This is a genomic window from Paenibacillus radicis (ex Xue et al. 2023), assembly GCF_024722015.1.
Classification (GTDB): Bacteria; Bacillota; Bacilli; order Paenibacillales; family NBRC-103111; genus Paenibacillus_S.
The window spans coordinates 48,701-70,742 of the sequence record NZ_JANQBD010000015.1 but is presented as its reverse complement, the minus strand read 5'-3'; the positions used below and the strand labels follow the sequence as shown (position 1 = coordinate 70,742).

The window sequence follows — 22,042 nt, the reverse complement described above, 5'->3', positions numbered from 1 at the left end:
ATAACAAAATAGTAGAATTAATAAATTTTCATGGATTGTTTAAATAAACCAAACCAATTTAGAAATAAATTTAGAAATAGATTAAGATATATTTGTAAAATGAAGGATGGATAGTGTCGTATTGCTATGGCAACAGAGTGTACTCATTTACTTCAAAGAACTCGATTTTATCATAAGCAATGTAATCTTTCCTGTTTAAGAAATGTGCTTTGTTAAAATTCTTATTGATTGTATAGACTTCAGATCCAATACCAGCAGCGCGGCCATTGTACCAAGAGATGAAGTTGTTTATATCCGTCATTGGAAGGTCATACTCTTTTTCAAGTCCGTTTAAAAGTATGATAACGAGTAGGGCTTTATTAGATGTAGGCGGCGTAACGGTCCCTTGTGGTGTTGCTAATGCTTCGTTTGAGTTAGCACTTTCACCAGCAGAGTTCAGAGCTGTTACAACGTAATAATACGTTGTGCCGTTTGTGACGGTTGTATCTGTGTAAGAAGTGCCATAGACGTTGCTAGCTACCGTTGTGTAAGGGCCCCCTATAGTTGTTGAACGTTTAACGTTGTATCCGGTGGCACCTGTTGATCCATCCCAAGTAACTTGAATCAAGGAATTTCCACCGATTGCAACTATGTTTATTGGTGTTACTGGAACATTCCTGTACACTTGAACAAAATTAGTTGGTGTATCTCTACCGGTTCTGCCACCAATAAGATATATATCCCCATTTAAATTAGTAGAAGCAATTAAAGTTCTTTTTGGTGTAATAGAACCGAGTGTACTCCAAGAATCATCCTGAGTGTTATATTCAGAAAGTAACCCTAAATTATCTTGACCTCCTGATAGATATATCTTATTTCCTATTGAAGTATAACCCATCTCAGAATTCTCAGATGGTAGTGGTGTTCCGCTTGTCCAGGAATTTAATATAGGATCATAAATCTGTACATTTTTTGTGTACTGAACTCCCCCTTCATTTTTATCACCACCTATTATATAGATTTTGTTATTGACAATCCCAATAGCAAAATCATATACACCTATTGGAATAGGTGTGCCTGATGACCATGAATCGGATAATGGATCATAAATATCAACAGTATTGTATACTGTACGTCCATTTAAATCTTGGCCACCAAAAACATATATCTTACCAGCATAAGTAACAGCACCGGCTTCACTTCTTGGTAATGCCATAGGTTGTTTTGTGGCCCATGTATTCCCTTGGATATCATACTCATAAACGTTATTGACTGTTCTATTGCCTTCATTTTCCGAACCACCAAAGGTATAAATTTTGCCACCAAAAATTGATGTTGCAGCACCCCACAATGGTTTAGGTAATGAACTCTTCATAGTCCAGCTATCATTTTTAGGGTTATAAACTTCTAAATCGTCAACTGGACTATTAAGACTTACCAGACCTCCAATCACGTATATTTTCCCATCATAAACTTGAGTACTTTGAGCTATACCAAATTTTGCGCGTTGCATGGGACTTTTATCTTCCCAAGAGATTGTAGACGCACTAGTAACAGTAGCTCCGAGAAATAAGAACAAAATCATGAATAACACAAGACCAAACTTTTGTATCATTAAATACATTTCTCCTTTTCCATATTTTCAATTGAATAACAGATAATAGAATACATATATTTACATGGAATGTCTAAACATTTAAAGTAAAATAAAGTAAATGATGTTAATAATATTATAATTATTAATAGGTGAGGGGATAGGATGCCATTCGCTACAAGGAGAATGATGTTCTATTGAATCTTAATGACAATCATCTACTTCAATGCTACAACAAGGCTCTTGAACTTAAGCTTGAGAAGGCGTTTATAGAATTACTAGAAAAAGAGTTAATTAAGAGGGGTATTGTTTTTTCGCGGTCATCGGAGGACGAGCATGAGAGTTGAATAGTAATTAAAATTTGATGGGCGAATGGGTTCTTTCCCTTCACCACAAAAAAAGCCCCGCTAGTGATGAGCTGGCGGGGTCAGACAAGTTTTCCTGAGAAACAAAAAAACCTCTTTCCTTTTGAATTGAGGGTTACTTCGCGGAAGCAGACAAAACGTATAGCCCTTCCTTCTTAATTTTCTTTCGCTCCCCCACTTACTCAACTATATTTCTATCAAAGTAAAAATGCGCTGCTACGGATCCGGCATTTATATTATTGTTGTAATGTATTACTTCTGTGAGATCATTCGACACTTCAAAATAAATCTTATTATTATTTAACTTATACTTCGTGTTCTCCCCGTTTTCTTGAATGAGTATTTCTTTATTGGAATGAAAGACAACCTGGCTTTGTGAATGATAAATTTTTGAAGTGATTATTTGATTACCATCAACAATTTTGATTGAAGTATCACCATTAACTTTAAAAGTCATTACTTCCTTTGGCGTGAAATTATAATTGTAATAATCCATAACCTTATCAATCCGATCATAACCATCTTTGTCATCAATTGTTAGAAAAAAGCCAGCCAATACAATAAAACAACAGTAAACAAACGTTCTTACTTTCTTATTCATCCACAGATATCTAAATTTAAAGTTACTCTCAAGTTTTAGCTTTTCGATCTGTTCATTGTGCTTTTCTTCAAGAAAACGTATATGATTCTTTAAAATTATTTCGTTAGGACTCTTTTCTCTGTCATACTTAACTTCAAAGCCTTTTTCCTTGTAAATATTTACAATTTTATAAAACTCATTATCGTCGCCAGTCACTTGCACCACTCTGGTGTCCTTGATTTGACTGTTAGAATGAATCCAATTCCAATGATCGATATTTTTTGCGTTCTTTAACATATTCGCAAGTTTCTTCATCTCGTCTGGATTTAGATTTTCTCCTTTTATATATATTTTCCCAAAAGCTTCTTTTCCGCTCGAAACAATTTTAGGATTATTATTATTTTGGACCTTAGCCCTAACAAGAATTGCGTGTTCAATTGTTAAATCAACACCTTCGGGATAATTTTCCTTTAGCCATACCTTTAAAAGTTTAATATGACGGTCAACTTGTTTGACTGGGTCAGTATTAAGTTTCTTCCGGTTGTCGGCATATTCCCATCCACTTAGTAAAGTGTGAATGTTACCGCTATAATTCTTAGTCTCTACAATTGCAAGACCTCCGGGAGAAATAATAAAATGATCAATCTGAATGAATTCGTTTGGGGTTATTTCTAATGTAAGATCATTGATGAGAATGTATTCGCGAGGAAGGTGCAGCCAAAGTTCTATGCAGACTCTTAATTCTCCAATATATCCTTTATGCTGATTCACTTTCATTCTTTCTATTTCCCTTAAGGCTTCCTCTTTGGATAGTTTACTTAGTCTTTTGTTGTCCATATCCAAGATTCTCTTGTAAAAACGACTTCTCACTTCTTTGTTTTGTCTTATGATTGTCGGGAACAAAGGACCACTCCTAAAGTCTCATATTGATACTCTCTTCGACAAATAGGAACTATTTTCCTCTTTTTCAAATTAAACCTTTTTATGGTATTAATCATTCAAAGGCTGTGGTATTGTGGACAATACATAGGTCAGATCGAGAGGCTGCTAAATATGAAAAAAACAGTTATTTCAGGCATATTATCATTTATTCATCCAGGTCTGGGACAAATATACAACGATGATATCATTAAAGGAATAATTTTTATTATAATTGTTTTTATAGGAACGGTTATTGAAGTTTGTATTCTTCCGGCTCTTCTTGTACTTCAAAGTCTCTATGTAATTTTTGCAATAATTGATATTTTGTTCTGGGTGGTTTGCATTATTGAAGCAATTCTTAAAGCAATAAAAAACAACAAAACCATTATTGAACCGAGAGCACATTTGAATATCTATGTAAAAGTTATTTATATAACACTAATAGTTACTATTGTGCCTGTTAATTTTATTGTACATTTCTTATTAAATTTTCTTCTGGTTCCGATCATAATGGAAGATGCCGGGTGGATCAACATAGGAATAATGGGTTATTTAGGGGGTTAGTTCAAGGAAGGTCGAATTAGAACGGACATTGCTCAAATCCTGACCAAATAAAATTATCCCCCCTTCACCTACATGTAGCGTGAAAGGGGGGTGTCCTAGACTTAAGGTGTGGGATTAGTTTTTATTGAAGGAGGTGTAATTTCAAAAAAAGTATCTGGTAATTTGACGCCCAAAATAATTAAAGCGCACATCAAAACAATAAGACCTGCAATGACCCAAAAGTACTTTCTTAAATATGATTCAATAGTGAGCTTTGAGGGATTGATGTAAATTCTTTTTATATCATCTAAGTCATCCTGAGCCAAAATAACAAATTTTTCAATATATTGATCATAAAGATCCAGAGTTTCTTTCATTCTTCGCTTAACGTAGCCCCTATTAAACAGGTAAGATAACAAGAAGACAAGCAAATGCAGCGCAAATGCTACAAGGAGAAACCATCGTTCACCTTTAGATAAACCCAGTGCTCCAGAAAATATAGCTGTGATAATTCCAATAAGCGATGTATTTATATATGTTAATAATTTTTCAGCTTCGCTCTTTAAGTCAGAGGCGAATTTATGAGCTTCTTTTATAACTTCTTTGCGGTCATTGAAAAACTTTTTTATGCTATCTTGTATGTATGCAGTGAAATGACTTGAAATTGTTTTTTCGATTTTAGGAAGTAACTCATCTAATTTTTTCGTGTTATCGGATGTGTTTAAATATATTGTAAGGATATTTCTTGAAATTTCAATTTTGTCATTATAATGCTTATCCTCAAAGGAAAACTTAAAAATTCTATAAATAACAGCTGCATTCATTACTATAAAATCTTGAGAGAAGATTAATTCTACATTCTTATTTCCCCGAATTGTTATCTGATTTTCAGCAGTAATTTTATTTGATAGATAAATGAGGCTTGCATGAAACAAGTTTTGTTCAAACCACGGCTTTAATGCTCCACATAAACCTTCAATTTCATAAAAATCCGGAATGAAATAGTTTGTCATTGATCGTGATGTTTCTTCCCTGATTTTGAGAACTCTATCTTGTTCTTTTATATTATTGTCATCAAGCACTATTGCTGGATGAATGACACCATCTTCTATTCGGTACAATTTAACGTATGGGTTGTAATAATTCTTATCAACGGTAAGATGAAAATGAATAGCTTTGCTAGTGTCAATTCCTTTATTAAAACCTGTATTAAATGTGTTGAATATCTTTTGAAAAGATTCAAGTTTGAAGAAAACAAATGTGTTTTCGTCCAGTTTTAATTGTTGCTTCTTGTTAATCGTAAGAGTCAAACTTATATCTTCCGCCGGTTTAAGAAGCCTCGATGCTAGTTTAAAGTTTTCGAATCCCATTTTCCCTTCACAAATGACCTCAAAACTTATTTGATAATTGTGAAAAACCGCTTCATAATTTGCGGCTAATTTTTTAATAGTATCAATATGGGTTTTATAATTCACCGTAAAAAGCTCTGAATCTTCTTTATAGCCGACCTCTGAAGACTCCAGCTCTTTCATTATCGTTAGAAATGTATTTAACAATACATTCATGACACTTCTCCCTAATGCTTAAATTTCTCCTTCAATTCAACACCTACAAATCGTATAACTGTGGTTTTTGTGCCGTCAGTTTCATCTTCATAACCCACTATAACTGTTGTGTTATTATATCTCACTGGGAATTGAATCCTAATATCATTTCCTTCATCCGCATACATGGCAATGGTTGGTTTTTTATCCGCAGTGAACACGAAATAAACGTTTTCACGTTTTTCCATGAGTTTTTCTTTATATCGTTCTATTTTTTGTCCGCGGTCAGCCTCTCCTGGAGCATAGGAAGCAAATAAACTATCTAAGTCTCTTTCAAGGTCAACTTCTTTACCTGTATGAAGTATTTGATCTACCTTCGAAACAAAATCTACGATTTGAGAATGAGTTGTAATTAACCCTTCTTCGACAGCAAAATCCATAATTGTGGCATTAACCAGCTCAGTCATAGCCTTATCATCAACAATGGTATTCGCTTCTAAAAAACCCGAGAGAAAATATTTCGATATTTCACCAGCTATTTGCTGCTTATCTAGAACTCTCAGATGTACTTCTTCATCCCAGAGATTTTCATCAATTTTAATAAAAGCACATTTATGAAGTCTCTCATTCACGCTTGGTAAAATATCCTTTTCAACTTTAAAAGAAAATGTATCGCGATTAAGGCTAATTCCGTTATTGGGATCCATCTTAAGTATCCCCAAGAATCTTTGATTTTTTTGTGTATCAAAATACTGAATGAAAATTAATGCCCCATTAGAGGCTGCACCACTCATATTGTTAAACAATGATTGCGTCATATTAACCGTACTGTCGATAAATGTTTGATCATCTTCTGTATCGTTGGCTATTTCAACGGTGTCTCTAAGAACCGCAGCATCTTGGTAAGTGAATTTGCATAGTCTCACTTGCTTCGTTTTTAAAGCATTCTCAATATGCTTTGCAAAGAAATTTTTCACTTCCTCGTCTGTTACTATTATTAATTGCGGAAAGAAGATAGGACCTGCATTACCTAAATTTAAATCATGCGCTATTACTTTTTCAATAGTTATAATAGACAATATTAATTCTCTCCCCCAGAAATAGCTAATACAAATAATTTTACCACATATTACCTCTTTGGGGTATTTTCAATATAAAAAAGATGGGCCATATTGCCCATCTTTCAGAAAATCTTATTAGGTTGTCGTAACATTAAGATTTTTAAATCTTCCAGTAAAGCTGCAAACCCCATCCCAATGACCTTCTAGTGAAGTGTCTTGCATTTTAGGATTAATCATTGCATACAACAATTGCGTTGCCGCATCCTCATCACTTCTAGGAGCGCTGTACTGATCTGAAATCGCTTCAACAACAGCATTGTCAATTAATACGTCGCACGTTAGAACAAGTTTAGCTTGAACAACCCTAGGGTTTTTCATTTAATCAACTCCAATTTTAGTTATTCTCGCTTATACATATATCTCATTATCAGCAAATATCATCTTTTATAGACTATATAAATATTCCATCTTTTATTACCCTAATCAGGCGGGAATTTCCCATAGCCAATCCCTCCAGCTTTTCTAAAGACTTAAGCAACTCCTTCACCAACCGGTAAAACACTCCCTGTACATACCGATTGAAGGTATTATATACGTCCGGTGTTTTCCCAAGGAAAATTTTCCTGACCTACACTTCTATTTTCCGATCAATCCGACCATCCAACACCGTGTTCAGGAAAGCCAGCTCAGAGGCTGTGAGTGTCTTATCCACGATCTTTTGCATCCAGTTCCAATTGAGTTGATCGGCGTTGTAAGCATTCCCCATAACCTTGTACAGCATATCCCATTGCCATTGTTCCAGTTTCATAGGCATGTTCGTTTCATCCTCCTTTGAATCCTCTAAAATATCGTATTGGTGAAGAAGGTTATTTTCAATTATCGAAATTAGCTTCGTGGCATAACTAGGATCCGTTGCATAACCAGCCGCCTGCAATGCTTGTGCCGCTCCTGCATAATCTAGTACGGAACATCGGTCTAAGAATCCGGCCTTTGTGTAGCGGCTGTTTTCTATCAGAAAGTTGCTATGATCGATTACGCTGCCTTCCCAGTTGGAGTAAACACGAAAACCGTCCGTAACAGTTACAAAAGCCCCGTTGATGTATTCTTGTGTGGTAAACTCTTGCCCTGTACCTTTGATACCAAACAGGTTGTTCCTAGGTGCAGCAGATCCCCAAGCGCTTTCTAATGCTCCTTGAGAAATCGTGATGCTGGCTAAAATACCGGTTCGTTTTTGCTCTGCTACAGCAAGGGGCGCGAGTATGTCTATAAAATTCTGTGCTTTCACAGCTATCAGCTCCATTTTTAATAGTTTATGCAGAATTGGAATTATCCGAATCTTGCGATTGCCCTGGAGGTTTAATAGATTTATGTTGTATCTGCCCAGCTGCAGCCGCCACTAAAAACGAATTAGCAAACGTCAGAGCGTACACTCTCCAGTCCGACCAACTGGCTCCTAATGCCAGTTGAGCAAGCAACAAAACAAAGTACGCTACGAAAACGGCATATACATCTGTCGGTAAAGTGACATATCGATCAGCGAGGACTTTTGTATATTGCACAATAAAAAATGTTAGCAAAGAAGCTCCCCCCATAGCGGAAAGAGCTTCCCATGTGAAAAATTGACCTTCCATTAATCATTCACCGCCTTAATCGCTTTATCTGTCCAATAGATTATTTCAGCATTTTTTCTTGCAATAACTGCTTCTTCCTTACTTTCAAAATATCCAATGTAGATTAACTTGTTATTTACACCAATCGTAACGGTCCATTTCTTGTGTTTTTTGTGCCAGCTTACACCGCGAAATCCAGATGTATTATCACCACGCATTCGTGTATTTCTTGCTTGTTGTCCCGGAAGAGCCCACTGGCAATTATTCGGATCGTAATGTCCGTTTACGTCTATACGGTCAATAGAATGTCTTAACGTAGGACGAGGTCCCATATCTTCAAGGAATGCTTCAAAACTATTTAACCACCGTCCACATACACGAATACCCCTTCCTCCATATCGGTCATAATCATCTCGATTCTTATTTGTACAACGTGTGATCATGCCTCTCCAAATAGTATGTTCAGAAGATGCTCTATTTCTTTTAGCATGTCCATGGATTGTATTACACTCAGTAGACTTTTCACCTCTATAGCATCCACAACTCTTTGTGTGCCCACTTCTTAAATTGGATCCAAGCACAAGACTTTTTTCTCCACATTCACATTCGCATAGCCAAACAGCTTCTTGCCTCGCAGAATTCGAAATAAATCTTTCCAATACAAATAACCGACCAAACTTATGGTCGGTTAAGTCAATTAGATGCGACATATCCTTCACGTCACCCCTACTTTATTTGAATGTTATGAACTTAATCAAAAAGCCAAAGCCGGATGTAACAAGTGACGCAAAGATAGACCGCCATACCCACTTCAGATTTTCACTGACCTCATCAATTCTTTTTTGGTTAACATTCGATGCCTGCAAAGCCTCACGTGCAATGTCGTCGGACTTGTCCAACTTATCAACCAACCGGTTAACACTGGACGCTAATTCGTTGGTTGCTTTAACAGATGCCTCCTGCCCAGCTTCCAATTTGCCGACTTTTACGGCAATATCATTAAGTGTCTTCGTTTCGCTAATGTCCAATTTGATCCCCTCCATCCTATCTGGTATAAAGCAATCCTTTTAAGAGATAATCATTTTTAAAGTAAGGCATCAATGGCATTATAGGCAGCTTCTAACCTTGCCAATTCGTCACCGGCTTGGGTTGCTAACAATTCTTCCCCACGTGCCTGGTGAACGATCTTTTGAAGCTGAATTTCATAATGCTGATAACTCAATTGCCGGAGTTTATTTTGTTTGATTTGTTGCTTCGTTTCTTCATCAACCGTTAACATGTGCACCTCTCCTTCCTCTTTTTTGTTTAGGGGCCAAGCGGCTTGGGTCGTTGTTCGAGTATTGCAATATGCTCCCCTAACCATATATCCACTTGTTTTAGCGTTGTTAATGAGTCTTGACTAGTTTGAGCCAAGATCATGATGCAACTGCCGATTTCCTCCGCTCGATCTTTAGTTAAGTCGGCTATAATGTGCATTTTAAGAGCGCCTTCAGCCATACAACTACTCCTTTTCAATAACAAAATAACCTCTCCTGTGAGTGGGAGAGGTTCATACTCATATTATAGCAGGCTGTTAATACGCGTTTACTACGGATTTTATAGTGATTTTAATGCATTTACGAGTCCGTTCAGATAAGAAGCATAAATCGCTTCCCCGGCGCTTTTAGTGGTAGGGGCCGCTGTTGGCGGACTCATCCCATTAATGCCGTTTACTCCTTGGTTGAATATCCAGGCCGCGAAGTCTAACCCGGTAAAAACGCTGGTGAATCCATATGCTCCAAGACCCTTGTAGGCTCGAAACGCATCGACCTTTGCTGTGAATGCATTCCATTCTGCTGCAGACAAATTAAAATTCTCTCCGCTATTCTTGGCAGAAGCCCATTCGAAGTTTGTTGGTCTGTTACTGGTGGATACCGTCAAATGATTGGAAAAGCTTACGCTATATAAATCAATGTTATTAATGTAAAACCGTGACCTTGCTTTAAATATATAAGTAGCTCCTGATGGCAAACCTTCCCAAGTTGCTGTCCCGTTTGCTTGTACGGATTTTGTATCCATATAAACACTACCTACATCATAGCGTTGTATTTCAATATCTGAGTAATTACCACTCATGGAGCCTGTTTTTATCGAAATAGAGCTATTTGTTACGGGTCCAACAGTTATCGTTGGTGTTTTCGGTGCAGTTGTCCAAGAGGACACATCAGAATAGTCACCGTATAGTTCGCCATTGACTCCTCTAACCCTGAAATCCATAGTTGTTCCATAATATGATGAGCTAAGCACATAACTGGGTGTTGGGGATGAAGCAACAGAGTACCCGGTATTATAGCTTGCTTTATAGTTTAAATAATAAATTGTCGCACCAGCGGATTGACCCCAAAATAAGTTAAACCCACCCTCAATTCTAGAAGAAAAATCTACGGGGCTAGGCTTTGTTGGGACAGAAGGAGTTGTAAATGTCGTGTAACCTGAAAAATCTGAAAAGTAATCATGGTAGGACCCATAGGCAACTGCAAAGGCTCTGAATTTGTAATTAGTTCCATTTTTTAAGTAGTCACCAATAGTGCGATAGGCTTGTCCTGACCCTTGATCAATCCCTTCCACCATCAACGGAACATTGATCAGCTTTGCAATAGTTTTGTGATTTGCACCCACTGGTAAATTGTGATTATAAAGCAGCTGCAATACCCCGACGTCTTCAGCGGCATATGAGTTTAGTGCTCTAGTTCGATTTTGACCTTGAAAAAACGCACTTGTAGTATAATCAATCCAGTCATTTCCAGACCCTAATACTTGTCCTAATTCTTCTCTAAGAAGACCTGTCGCTGAAGCGCCGAAAAGGTCGGAGTCAACCACGATCTTTACCCAACCCGTATAAATCGATCCTCCCGAATCTTGATTCCACCATTGTCCATTATAATAAAATGCATTGCCATCGGGTGTCGTTTCTATTGGGAATAACTCAGCCCTAGTTCCAAATGTAACATTAATATCGGCAGTACCACTTTCAATGACGGATAAGTTGATTGAAGTGATAATGCTGTTTAGCTCTGCGACTATTGCAATTACTCTATTCTGATAGGTACTCCGACTGCCAACTGGAACAGATGAATTAAAGATACATTTATACGTAACACTTGGTTTTGTCCATCTTCGCAAAATGGTATCATCGCCAAAGTACCATTTAAATCCATAATCCTCATTATCTCTGAGACATACATCATAAAAGTATTTCCGAATAGCATAAGAAAATGGATAGTCTGAAGTTGAGGTGTCCATTGGACTTACCTCAAATATAGGTTTGTTGCCTTGAAAAGATGCATTAAGTCTATCTGAGTTGTCGAAGAATAAGTTAACTGGTTGAGATAATGTCCTCATTACCGTTATGCCTACTGCATATTCATATTCACTGGTCGAATTATTTTTCCATGCAATGGTGTAGCTACTACCTTGCGTCAATGAAAAAGTAGCCTCTATAAACGGTTGGCTCCCTACTCCGTTAAAACTTCTCGTCATTAAAGCCGGTACCGAAGAATCAAATACAGGGCTACCATTGTAATAGACATTCATTGTTATACTGTTCCAGTTGTTATTATTGGTTACATAAAGATAAAGCGAGCCGTCGAATTTCGTGTAATAGAAAAAAGCGTTAGTAGAAGATCCAGTAGAACTGGAAGTAATGAAGTCTGATTCGCCACTTTTGATGGTGGGGCTTCTCATGCCGGAGTATTTTGTTTTTTCCATGTAATTGACACTTCTCCTTCCTGCTATTCTATTAAAAACATAAATGTTATATACTGGAATAAAAGTAGAATTGGAGATTGATATATATGAAAAAGTATTTTCTTGGCGTATTATCTGGAGTTGCATTGTCTATTCCTATGTTTGCATTTGCCGATAATGGTTTAGAACAGGTAACAGCATACCTACGAAAAGACTTACCTATCCTGCTAGACGGTCAAAAATTGGAGCTAAAAAACCCACCGCTGATTTACGATGGGTCTACATATTTGCCGCTTAAAGAAGCAGCTGCAGCATTGGGTAAAGAAGCAAAATGGAATGAACAAACGCAATCAGTTGAAATAGGAAATAACAATAAGGGAGACACGGTGTCTATTGATGGAAAGACAGATACAACCAATTCTACAAGCAAAGATACCAGCCCAGTTGTTACAGGCGATAGAGAAAATATCATAATTTATAATGGCGTGAAGATGCTGTACATGATGAAAATTATGCAAGTTCATGAAAGTTCTTTTTTTGACTGGGAGATCGGAAAAGAGCACGAAATACTTGATTTATTTTCAATTGATAAGTCTAAAAAAGTATTCGAGAAAACACTAATGATGAAAAACGTACCGCATGTTATTTATCAAGGCGGAATTTATATAGACTTGGAATTTTATACTAATAATATTAAACCAAAATTTTAATGACTAGATTTTAAGAGAATTTGGCTGTAACCCCTGATACGGTAGCGTTCCCGAAATTCCATGTTCCATATAAAAAAGTATTACCGAAATCATCCCTCCTCAAAAAAGAATTATTTTTGTGTTTAAAGGATACCCCGGTGAGGTCGTTATATATTCTAAAAAACTCACTGTTATTGTAGTACAGAATCATGTCACCGTAACTACCACCAACGACTGCATAGTTGTTAGGTGTTCCAGCTTGGTATATTTTCTCGGCAGATAAATTTACAGTATTAATTTGATTTGCATTTATTGTGCCTGAATATACCCACGAGCTACGTACTGCGTCTGCAGTAATTGTTCCATCAATATTGGCAGCTCTTACATGAAGATTAATTGCATCGATTTGATCTGCTGTAATCTTTCCTCCGCTTACATCTATTTGATTTGCAGTAATTTTATCGATCATTGCTGCAGATATTTTTGCAGTTCCTGCAATGAGCTGATTTGTGATAACTTGGCCAGAATAAATACCTGTTGGTCCGATGTAAGTAAGCATAGGTGAACTTGTTGCTAGTGCCCCCACATCAGCAGCCGAATTCGGTATATGAGGTTGACCTGTGACATTGTTCCAGGAGATATATGCGTTCGGCCCCATTTGTACATTGGAGCCTACTATTAAATTTTCAATCAGTGCTGATGAAATTTTAGCAACACCGGCTATAAGATTATCTGTTTTAACTTGGGCGAACTGCCCTAATATACCTACAATATATGGAGCAGCCACGCCGTCAGCGGTGATGGCTGCTTTGGCCGTTACTCCCCCATCTGTAGTAATAACAATGCCAGCTGAAGAAGCGATAACTTGCCGTAGGGCATTTGTCTTGTCCTGGTACACATGCCCTCGCTCGTCCCGTATGACTTCTGTTGATGACTTGTTTACGGCATCTATCGCGTATTTGGCAAACTCCTCGAAAGCATTCGTGTTCAATTGCTTGTTCGTTAGTAAACCTTCCCATTCCCGTTTTGATGCGTTAAGATCGGCAATGATATCGTTATAGTCCTTTAATAAATAGTTGGCCAGCGTAATTTGTGTATTTTTAGATGGGTCAAACGGGTATTCAGTGAGCTCCATGGCACGAGCCGTTATATTGTCCAACTCCATTAACTCGTCAACCAAATGAACGGTCTCCCCAAGCTGAGGCCGCACTTCCCGAGAATTAACTTTCCATAAGTCAGCTGGTTCGATTTGAATCTGAATTTCGGGAACCTCCGCCGCGGCAAGTTTTTTTCTGATTTCTTTTAATAAAAGGACTTTTCCGTCCACTGTATCAGCTTCAATGTCGGTTGATGAAAACTCGCCATCGAAAAAGGTGTTATCCGGAGTTGCCCAGGCTGTAGCATATTGGGATATTAAATAGGGAACTTTGATAATCCCCCCAACGATCGCTCCTGATATAACGTTAAGCCTGCTTAACTCGTCTGCTGTTAAATATGATGCCGGTAGATCGATAATGGTCAACGAATCCTTGGCAAGCCCGGTCATCCGGGTGACAAGGGTGTCTGTATTGGTTTCAAACGAGTGATTAATAATGTTTTTGGCATAGCGGTAATGAGCGCCATTGTCGATGTTAATTTTACGAAATATCTTGATGTGGTAATTGTCCGGTATAAATTCAGCCTCATATAGTGTAATGAGATCCTGCAAGCCTTTCAGACAATTGGAGTAGCCCCATTTATAAACGTCTTTGAGTTCTAGGCTGTCCATAATTTGGAAAGTGAACACGCCACCTGTCGCTGCAGAGAGAATGTTCGTAAACGTTTGGATGTTAGCACCAAAAGATTCGTCAATGGCTGAGGTGTAGGGTATACGTATGTCCATTAATCGACGCATTACATGAGGGCAAATGATTTCTACTAGCCTCCCTTGTCCATCTCTTCTGCGCTGCTTTTTCTTGATAATATAAGTGTGGCCTTCGCATTCGATTAGACCTTCACTTTCAATTAACGAATACTTGGGGGAGGAAATAGAGATAACGAATGATAACTCATACGTGCTATTTAGTCTCTTTTTAATCGTTACATCCGCAACCTCCGCATTGTTGCCGGATGTAAATAAGCCGCCGACCTTTTGCTTTTGGCGATTATATATCGTTAGCATAATTCCCATCCTTTCATAGGAAAAGGCCAGGAAACTTTTCCTGACCTTTTAAATGAGTTTACAGTATGCCTTCCTGTAACTTCTTTTGGAGGTATTTAGTTTGAACTATTCGTGTTTCGGCTTTCTTCTCGATCATCAGCGGCAGCTTGTAAGCCTGCAATGGGTCATCCATTGAATTGAAATCAATGGAGCTGTATTGCAAGGCTCCAGCCAAAACATCAAGCTTTTGTTGGATATCTTCTGTGATTTTATCGGGATCCACTAGCGTAAATAAATCTTTCACTAGGGAACCGATTAAATCCATTTGGTGTTCCACGTAAGCAATGGAAATAATCGCATCGGGCAGCATAGCTTTTGCAGTTTCCCGCAGTTCTTCTTCACGGTCCATCCTCTCACCTCATACCAGGAGCGCAAAAGAAAATAGGTCTATTCTTTTGTCGCTCGAATTTGTAAATCTCACGTACACTTCTGAAACCTGATCAGGGAAAGTGACTTCGTTACGAGCGTCAACGGGTATCAACTCCGATGCTAACACCCCGATTTCAGTCTCCAGCCCATCGCCTGATGTTTCTAGTCTCAATCCTATAGTTGCCGCGGCTTGTGGCAACTGCAGCTTTATTGTCCGGGCCGTTCCATCAGGAGGAAAGGATATCCGATCCGTCCATAAGTCAGCATTGTATCCGGATAGACTGTCAGAGAAAAGGTCTTCCATATTTTCAAACAACAATGCGATTGAATAGAACGTTTTGCGGATGAGCTGTCGTTCTTTGTGCTGTCTTATATCTTCAAAGTTAAATTCGCTCATATCTTCCTCGATCGTGACGGTCTTCGGTTGGATAAAATCTTCGAGAGCAACGTCTAAGCCTTCAACATAATCCAGATGGTTATTTGCAATCTCTAGTGGTGCAACGGGTACAAAAATGGTTTCTTCAATCTCTTTTTCTTGCCAGTAAATCAATTGACCTTGTTCATTTTTCTTCTGCTGTAGTTCCTCATGAGTTGTAAATAAAAGCAATGGCGGACCAATAGGGATTTCCTCTTCCCCGATGATACTGCCTTCCTCGTCTAAAACATCAACTTTCTGAATCGGTTGATACGATTTTTGTTTGCCATTTTCCATCAGTGGCACTTGAACCATAGATAGAATCATGCAGGGTTCGTTTGTCAATTCAGCGGACTCAGACCGGATAGTTTGAAAACTTTGCTCCTCCTGATCCGGCTGAGGCAGTAGATAAAGGGTGTTCCCTTCTTCGTCTCGCTTTGGTCTGCTTTCGTTAAGTTGGATTATCTTGGTAAGCCCGGCAGCATCTACATTTCTAATTTCAATTTCAAAAGGAAAAGGCGAGCGATTAAATCCGCTCACCTTCAGGCTATCTCTATTAAAAGTTACGTTTGGCATGTGTTATACTCCTTTCACAAGTGGTCTGCCCGGCAATTTGAATACATCAATTGCCTGTTGCGGATATCTGCTCTCGCTAATTTTATTAGTTGTTTCTGCGGTTGTAACAACCATAAACATTAATTCCCACGTTGAAATATCGGCTACTAATAAAGGTACGGCAGTAAGATGTGGCGCTGCCTTTGCCAAAACATTTGCTATTAAGAAGTTTTGATAAGCGTAGTAAGAGGTTGCAGATGTGTTAGGTTTAAACCCTCTAAAGGCAATTGATCCAGCTAGATTTGCAACGATTGTTACTAGATTTCCTACTGGGCTACCATATCGGTAACCATCTATGCCAATTCTTCTTATGTTTAGAACACCTTGTTCGACAATGTCAAAATCAGCAGCTGTGATTGCATCGTTTTTCAATATCATATCGTCTGCCACGAATAGGTAGTCGGCCAGTTGCGAAGGAAGATTTGGAATAATTGGTTTAGTTACAAATGGGACTGATGCAGCGTAAGGAGATATTTTCGCAGTCCCTAAAGATGTTAGATAAGCATCACCTAAACCAAGCACCTTGTATGTCTTGGACGCATCACCTAAGCCCTGATAAGGAACGTATCTATACCATAATGCTATTTGCTGCTCCGGTTGCCCTCCACCTAAGTATCGTCTCGATGTGGCAGGAAAGAATGTTTTGATTTCTTTTGTCTCAGGACGCACTTTGACGATGTTAGATGGCACATAGTCCATGTAATCAGCAAGTTCTACATCTAACTTAATGTAATCCGTATAAATCTCTGACTGTGAAGCAACTCCTGCTGGATAAGTTGAGTGAACAAGGATATAAAATTTCTGGTCTTTTGTTAACACTATTCCGCTATCGGCTGGGAAAGTGTAATGTGATGGCGAAGATACGGTAACTGTCGTAGGGGAGTTAGTGGTATTTGTATGAATTGCTCCTCCATTAGTCCATGTAGATGTATCGCTTCTCCACCATTTCAAAGTAGCACCGAAAGTAGCAACCCCTGCATTATCCCCTTTACCATAACCTGTCCACGAAACTGTAAATTTACGTAGAGCCTTCTTGAGTTCACTTAGAGACATTCCTAGTTGAGATAAATCAAATTCAAAAAGTTGTTGAGCATATTGTCCGATGCCAGTCCCTTGGTAATTTGCAAGCACTCCATCTTGCTTGGAAAGTGAAGTGTAGGACACGTTACCGAATTCGTACCAAGTGCCAGATATCGGATTCTGGAAGGTATCCAAAGCTCTTGCCAAAGTCCTGCTTGGGTTATTTGTAAGATTACCCTCCGACTTATTTAAGTAATTCAGTGTGACCTTCTTTTTGCGTCCTGCTGTCCAATCTGTAGCAAGTGTACCTTCTTGCGCTTTTACAGATTCGACATGGAAAGCAGCACCTGTAGCCTCGTACAAACGTAGAGAACTTTGCGCTGTCACTCCAACAAGGTTTGGCGTGTTGGAAATGTACTTCCGTTCACCTGATTTTAATAACCATGCCTTGTTCCCACCTCCACCGTGTGAAATGCTTATTGTAATATCTGTTGTGCCAGGATTGTAAACCACAGCGCTAACGGTATAGTATTTACCTGCTACCTGTGAAAAAGCTACGTCAAACTTATTCGTAGAGGAGTCAATTGCATTTGTAACCCTAATTGCTTGTCTCGGAGAATCTACAACAGACATAATGGCTGATCCAGTAACAATAAACGCCCCGGTATCAACAGGAAGAGCCTGATTCGCTGTCAGCAAGTTCTCACTCATTACAGGAAACGGATTTGTTGGCTGTAATACTGTATATCCTATCTCTGCCGTATTTAGCGTGAGGGACAATTCAACATAATCAGTATTAATCGTAGATGCTGTTGTTCCATTAGATGCATCGGCGTAGGCTAGGACATGGACGAAACCAGTTGCATCAATCATTTGTGACCAAGCATAGCTTGCTGAAAAACTTTGTGATATCAATGTTGGGGTTGATGCAGTATTGGTAGCTGTAGTCCCCCAAGACAGAGTTTGAGCATTCCATAGTGCTAATGTAGCCTTATTACCTGTTGGTGAAGAACCATAACCATGCCAACTGATAACTCTGCTGCTAACGTTATTTACCAACCACGCTACCTTTGCAGCTACTCCATCAGCAGGAATTTCTCCGTATTTGTCTTCTACTGCTCGAATAAGGTCGAAAGAGAAGATTGTTTGTGCTATATCTAAATTGACTGTGCTTGATACCATATAAGACGAACTGTTTAAGCTAGACACATTATCTTGTTGTGTTTGTGAAGGAGTCCCCCATGTTCCGGTAGGTGCTTGAAGCACAGGATTGCCTGAGGCTTTCATGATGTGAGGGACTAAATCCGTACTATTTATTACCTTACCAACATAATTAGCCTTCACACTCACCGTATTGCTTGGCTTTACTTCATCGTCATTAACTTCAGCTTTCAGAATATCAGTGGGCACGTAACTAAAGCCTTTTCCAGCAGGATAATTAACTGAATATTGCATTGAAATGTTGGCTTTATTGTCTGTTGGTGCTGTGCCGATCGTGTAGGTCGCAGCCTTTGTTCCCAAGTTTGTCCATGTTCCTACAATTCCTGCGGCTGTTACAGTAGGTATGGAAGATGATGTTGTGGTTTCAATCATATAAATCCATCCACCATCGAAAGCATTCTGTGTATAAACCACTCCAGTAAATGTTACTTGTTTTGTTGTGGTATCAATAGCAGTAATTGTTCCAACTTCTGGTGGAGTTTCAGCAAACCTTGACAGTTTGAAGGTGTCGTTAACTGCCAACTTTGAAACATCGTCAACGATAAAGACACTATCTGATACTCTACTTAAAATTTTTGCATATGCAGTATCCGAATCAATCAAACCTGCTACTACACCATCATTAGATGAAATGATGATTTTATCTCCAACTGCCCATTGACCTTCTACGGCTTGAATAACTTTGATATGTGATTGTGGCGTTTTTAGTGCTTCCACAATATCGAGTCTTGTCTCGCTTGTTTGTGCATCAGAGAAGATAGAACGTTGTGCAGTAAGTCGTCCACCATTCACGCCTTCATATCGATTGACGCAATTGTTCCCAAGGTGAGTATTGAAACCTTGGTAGTCCTTATCAAGATACCAGCGGCCATATGGGACAAATGGATTAATGGTTGAACCTATTTCTAATTGAATATTCTCATATCTTTTTGTTTGAACAGCAGCCGTACCCGTTGATCCATAAAAATATAATATCAACTCAGTTTCAATTCCTGTGTTAAATGTCACCGTTCTTTGTCCTGCTCCAACAACAGATGCATGTGGGGCAGAGTTACTTCCTTTTCTAATATCCACGGTTGGAATATCTACTCCGCTAACAGTAGTACCTATATAACTAAATGTGTAAGTAGTGTTAGGTAATACGGTATAACGTCTTGAACTAGCATAACTTGATGCAGTCGCAGTTGACGTGACCTCAACCGTTGAACTGTTAGGTTCTATGTACGATCCACCAACTGCGGTAAAACCTCCAGAATATAAATTCTCCACAAAGTTAGGCAACGAATCTACATAAGGGAACTTAGCCGCTATGTTGTCTCCACCTGTCCAATTTGGATCAACGTCTATAAGGTTATAGGTCGCTTGGTCAATTTCATAAATTCGTGCAGAATCAATATATGCATATTGTCCCGATCCCCCATTCACATCGAAAGCAAAGTTTTGGGTAGTCGTTCCAATATTTGAAGGTTGCAGTTTGATGTAAGCCTTTGAGAATGCGGCTGAAGATGTAGTAGTTACCGTCCCCACATTCGATGTTCCATTGTAGTAACGTGTTACAATATTCGTAGCGTTGCCGTTTTTCACATCAGCTATTAAAATATAATATTTCATATTATTGAGCTTGCCGCCTAGAATATAAGCAAAAGTCGAGTTGGATACCGTTGTTAGTTTTAATCCGTAATTACCTGTTGTTTTATTGTTAGGATCAAGTGTTGCCGTTGCATTAGCGGATACTGAAAGTTTTGATGCATCTTCGCAACTCCCATCTGTGCCTAACAAATTAACCAAATCAACATTCGTACCATCTGCACGTTTAATCGTTGTTGATTGTAATTGCTGTGACAATCCAAGTGGAGCACGTTTCAGTCCATACGTTTCTTTGATGGATGTTTTCGTATCCTTTGTGGTCAAATCTCCGCGCAGCAATCTATCAAAATTTTCTTCAAGAGATTGTTGATAATTCACACCTGTTAGTGAAACCTTGTGACGTAGATCAATAATGTCGGATGCGTCAATAATGTTGGAGTATAGTCCGTCTGGTCTATGATTCACCACAGGAACAACGAATTGCGTCCAATTTGATGGGTTATAGGAAAATGAAAGCCCTTTGTCCAACATAATAGTTGTTCCGTTCACTGAAGTGATTACATAGGAAATTGCATCTACCATTATCTTATCGCCAACATATAAATTGGTTAAGGTTGTAGCTGTCATTGATGTTGATCCTATAGTCATTCCAGCTGTAGCCTGTGTTTTGCCAGTAAAGTCAAGGGTGTAATAATCCCTAGCCCCATTTAAGTTATCCTTGCGATATCCTCCACTATTCCTACGTTTGATGCGGAACAATGGAATAGCGTATACGTAGCCATCTGCTGTGAGCAGTGTGGATTTTGATGTTGCATCACCTGTACCGGCAATATAAAGTCCTACATCGCTCTGTAAGCCAAGAAGATCAGCCCGATTAAAAGTAAGATAAGTGGTTGGTGTCATTGGCACAGAAGATTGACCACCCTGTGCTAAGACTGCGCTGTTTCTCCCGCCTGTTCCCGCGGAGAAACCATCCATGTGCCATATATTAAAATCCACTCCAGCAACCGTTCTGATTCTCCAACTGAGCTGCCCCTTTGTCCCTGTCTGTGGAAACCACGCTTCGAGGAAAACTAAGTCCTCACGTGTTCCATAGGTTGGAGGCTCTGGTAGAATTAAATCGGAAACATCAAGCCCATTTGAATCCTTTCCCGTTGTGGCTACATGTAGTTTGTAACCATTAATAAAGGCGTTAAATCCACCAATAAGGATCTTATTTGATGATTTAGAAGCCGAATTCGTATAAAAGGCTATACCACCGTTACTGTAATCAGAAAAAGGAGCATTGTTAGCATTGTTAGAGATTTTGGTGGAATAGTCATTCACTCCACTATGAGCCTGTAGTCTAATTAAATCAGCTCTGGCAATATCAACAGCTGTTAGGTACCCTAGTTCAGCATCCTCACGCGCTTTAAGGGTAGGATAGGTTACGCCTGCATTATCTTGTCTTGCATCAACTACTTCCTGAGAGCCACCACCAGTCCCGGCAATGATGTTAGATACGCGAGTGTTAACCTCTTTGATTGCCGCGCCTGCCTTTGCAGAAGAAAGGCCGCTTGTGCCTGGAGTAAAGGTGATACTATCAGCATCATGCGCGCTTGTACTGGTAGCATGCGCATTGTCAGCAGCGAGACGAGCTGCAGCTTCCGTTGCATCACCCCCGGATCGGGCAGCGGCTTCAACGGAATCAGCATTGATTCTGGCCTGCGCCTCGGCATCAACCGCGGCTATACGCTCCGACTTTTCCGTGCTGTCTGCTGCGATACGGGCGGTAGCCTCGGCCTGATCCGCCGCTATACGGGCTTGCTGCTCCGTTTGAACAGCAGCTGTACGCGCCTGAACCTCCGCATCAATGTTGGTTTGCTTTTGAATTATTCCAGCCTCGATTGCATTTAAGGCAGCGTCAGCCTGGGACCAATTCGTATTGTGCTTGGCTAACTCCGTCAACGATGCTTCCGGCCCTATGGTTTGAAATCGATTATTTGCCATGTCTAAGCCCCTTT

Annotated in this window: 19 protein-coding genes; 3 read left to right on the top strand and 16 right to left on the bottom strand. The window is 39.1% G+C overall.

The window, feature by feature from the left end; all coding sequences use genetic code 11:
• Positions 1–124: 124 nt before the first annotated feature.
• On the bottom strand, positions 125–1,594 hold the full coding sequence (locus NV381_RS20210) for a Kelch repeat-containing protein (RefSeq protein WP_258215090.1): 1,470 nt from the start codon (positions 1,592–1,594) through the stop codon (positions 125–127).
• A 176-nt stretch (positions 1,595–1,770) separates the two neighbouring features.
• Here NV381_RS20210 and sda point away from each other — a divergent pair, with 176 nt between their 5' ends.
• Entirely contained in the window at positions 1,771–1,920 is a 150-nt protein-coding gene (gene sda, locus NV381_RS38500; protein WP_379374517.1) for a sporulation histidine kinase inhibitor Sda, read from the top strand.
• 196 nt (positions 1,921–2,116) lie between these two features.
• Here sda and NV381_RS20205 read toward each other — a convergent pair whose 3' ends face one another.
• Positions 2,117–3,355: a nuclease-related domain-containing protein gene (locus tag NV381_RS20205; RefSeq protein ID WP_258215089.1), complete on the bottom strand. Its 1,239-nt coding sequence runs from the start codon at positions 3,353–3,355 to the stop codon at positions 2,117–2,119.
• Positions 3,356–3,571: 216 nt separating this feature from the next.
• Between NV381_RS20205 and NV381_RS20200 the strand changes: the two genes are divergently transcribed.
• The gene (locus NV381_RS20200; RefSeq protein WP_258215088.1) at positions 3,572–4,003 is read left to right on the top strand and encodes a hypothetical protein; all 432 of its coding nucleotides are present in this window, start codon (positions 3,572–3,574) and stop codon (positions 4,001–4,003) included.
• A gap of 101 nt (positions 4,004–4,104) precedes the next feature.
• Here NV381_RS20200 and NV381_RS20195 read toward each other — a convergent pair whose 3' ends face one another.
• The 10 genes from NV381_RS20195 to NV381_RS20150 form a co-directional block, all read right to left on the bottom strand.
• On the bottom strand, positions 4,105–5,547 hold the full coding sequence (locus tag NV381_RS20195; protein WP_258215087.1) for a hypothetical protein: 1,443 nt from the start codon (positions 5,545–5,547) through the stop codon (positions 4,105–4,107).
• 11 nt (positions 5,548–5,558) lie between these two features.
• Complete coding sequence (locus NV381_RS20190; RefSeq protein WP_258215086.1) at positions 5,559–6,605, bottom strand: nucleoid-associated protein; 1,047 nt, start codon at positions 6,603–6,605, stop codon at positions 5,559–5,561.
• A 117-nt stretch (positions 6,606–6,722) separates the two neighbouring features.
• Positions 6,723–6,965, bottom strand: a complete 243-nt coding sequence (locus NV381_RS20185; protein WP_258215085.1) for a hypothetical protein — start codon at positions 6,963–6,965, stop codon at positions 6,723–6,725.
• 250 nt (positions 6,966–7,215) lie between these two features.
• Complete coding sequence (locus NV381_RS20180; protein WP_258215084.1) at positions 7,216–7,872, bottom strand: glycoside hydrolase family 73 protein; 657 nt, start codon at positions 7,870–7,872, stop codon at positions 7,216–7,218.
• Positions 7,873–7,897: 25 nt separating this feature from the next.
• A complete protein-coding gene (locus tag NV381_RS20175) occupies positions 7,898–8,218 on the bottom strand; it encodes a hypothetical protein (protein WP_258215083.1) in 321 nt (106 codons plus the stop codon).
• Positions 8,218–8,907: an AP2 domain-containing protein gene (locus NV381_RS20170; RefSeq protein ID WP_258215082.1), complete on the bottom strand. Its 690-nt coding sequence runs from the start codon at positions 8,905–8,907 to the stop codon at positions 8,218–8,220. Before NV381_RS20170 ends, NV381_RS20175 begins: the two co-directional genes overlap by 1 nt.
• Positions 8,908–8,928: 21 nt before the next feature.
• Positions 8,929–9,225, bottom strand: coding sequence for a hemolysin XhlA family protein (locus NV381_RS20165; RefSeq protein WP_258215081.1), 297 nt, complete (start codon positions 9,223–9,225; stop codon positions 8,929–8,931).
• A gap of 56 nt (positions 9,226–9,281) precedes the next feature.
• Positions 9,282–9,476 (bottom strand): hypothetical protein, encoded by a 195-nt coding sequence (locus NV381_RS20160; RefSeq protein WP_258215080.1) that lies wholly within the window; start codon positions 9,474–9,476, stop codon positions 9,282–9,284.
• Between the two features lie 26 nt (positions 9,477–9,502).
• Positions 9,503–9,694, bottom strand: coding sequence for a hypothetical protein (locus NV381_RS20155; protein ID WP_258215079.1), 192 nt, complete (start codon positions 9,692–9,694; stop codon positions 9,503–9,505).
• Between the two features lie 99 nt (positions 9,695–9,793).
• Complete coding sequence (locus NV381_RS20150; RefSeq protein ID WP_258215078.1) at positions 9,794–11,944, bottom strand: DUF2927 domain-containing protein; 2,151 nt, start codon at positions 11,942–11,944, stop codon at positions 9,794–9,796.
• An 86-nt stretch (positions 11,945–12,030) separates the two neighbouring features.
• On the opposite strand from NV381_RS20150, the gene NV381_RS20145 reads away from it, so the two are divergent.
• Positions 12,031–12,633, top strand: coding sequence for a copper amine oxidase N-terminal domain-containing protein (locus NV381_RS20145; RefSeq protein WP_258215077.1), 603 nt, complete (start codon positions 12,031–12,033; stop codon positions 12,631–12,633).
• Between the two features lie 10 nt (positions 12,634–12,643).
• Here the strand turns inward: NV381_RS20145 and NV381_RS20140 are convergent, their stop codons facing one another.
• From NV381_RS20140 to NV381_RS20125, 4 genes are read right to left on the bottom strand one after another with little or no spacing between them, the layout of a single operon-like run.
• Complete coding sequence (locus NV381_RS20140) at positions 12,644–14,773, bottom strand: phage tail spike protein (protein WP_258215076.1); 2,130 nt, start codon at positions 14,771–14,773, stop codon at positions 12,644–12,646.
• 58 nt (positions 14,774–14,831) lie between these two features.
• Complete coding sequence (locus tag NV381_RS20135) at positions 14,832–15,161, bottom strand: hypothetical protein (protein ID WP_258215075.1); 330 nt, start codon at positions 15,159–15,161, stop codon at positions 14,832–14,834.
• 9 nt (positions 15,162–15,170) lie between these two features.
• Positions 15,171–16,172, bottom strand: coding sequence for a hypothetical protein (locus NV381_RS20130; protein ID WP_258215074.1), 1,002 nt, complete (start codon positions 16,170–16,172; stop codon positions 15,171–15,173).
• 3 nt (positions 16,173–16,175) lie between these two features.
• Positions 16,176–22,028: a hypothetical protein gene (locus NV381_RS20125; protein WP_258215073.1), complete on the bottom strand. Its 5,853-nt coding sequence runs from the start codon at positions 22,026–22,028 to the stop codon at positions 16,176–16,178.
• Positions 22,029–22,042 lie beyond the last annotated feature (14 nt).

Coding starts and splice junctions, on each gene's coding strand:
- NV381_RS20200 (WP_258215088.1), top strand. CDS start 3,572: ATGAAAAAAACAGTTATTTCAGGCATATTATCATTTATTCATCCAGGT.
- NV381_RS20185 (WP_258215085.1), bottom strand. CDS start 6,965: ATGAAAAACCCTAGGGTTGTTCAAGCTAAACTTGTTCTAACGTGCGAC.
- NV381_RS20150 (WP_258215078.1), bottom strand. CDS start 11,944: ATGGAAAAAACAAAATACTCCGGCATGAGAAGCCCCACCATCAAAAGT.
- NV381_RS20205 (WP_258215089.1), bottom strand. CDS start 3,355: ATGGACAACAAAAGACTAAGTAAACTATCCAAAGAGGAAGCCTTAAGG.
- NV381_RS20210 (WP_258215090.1), bottom strand. CDS start 1,594: ATGATACAAAAGTTTGGTCTTGTGTTATTCATGATTTTGTTCTTATTT.
- NV381_RS20130 (WP_258215074.1), bottom strand. CDS start 16,172: ATGCCAAACGTAACTTTTAATAGAGATAGCCTGAAGGTGAGCGGATTT.
- NV381_RS20135 (WP_258215075.1), bottom strand. CDS start 15,161: ATGGACCGTGAAGAAGAACTGCGGGAAACTGCAAAAGCTATGCTGCCC.
- NV381_RS20145 (WP_258215077.1), top strand. CDS start 12,031: ATGAAAAAGTATTTTCTTGGCGTATTATCTGGAGTTGCATTGTCTATT.
- NV381_RS20195 (WP_258215087.1), bottom strand. CDS start 5,547: ATGAATGTATTGTTAAATACATTTCTAACGATAATGAAAGAGCTGGAG.
- NV381_RS20160 (WP_258215080.1), bottom strand. CDS start 9,476: ATGTTAACGGTTGATGAAGAAACGAAGCAACAAATCAAACAAAATAAA.
- NV381_RS20140 (WP_258215076.1), bottom strand. CDS start 14,773: ATGCTAACGATATATAATCGCCAAAAGCAAAAGGTCGGCGGCTTATTT.
- NV381_RS20175 (WP_258215083.1), bottom strand. CDS start 8,218: ATGGAAGGTCAATTTTTCACATGGGAAGCTCTTTCCGCTATGGGGGGA.
- NV381_RS20170 (WP_258215082.1), bottom strand. CDS start 8,907: ATGTCGCATCTAATTGACTTAACCGACCATAAGTTTGGTCGGTTATTT.
- NV381_RS20125 (WP_258215073.1), bottom strand. CDS start 22,028: ATGGCAAATAATCGATTTCAAACCATAGGGCCGGAAGCATCGTTGACG.
- NV381_RS20155 (WP_258215079.1), bottom strand. CDS start 9,694: ATGGCTGAAGGCGCTCTTAAAATGCACATTATAGCCGACTTAACTAAA.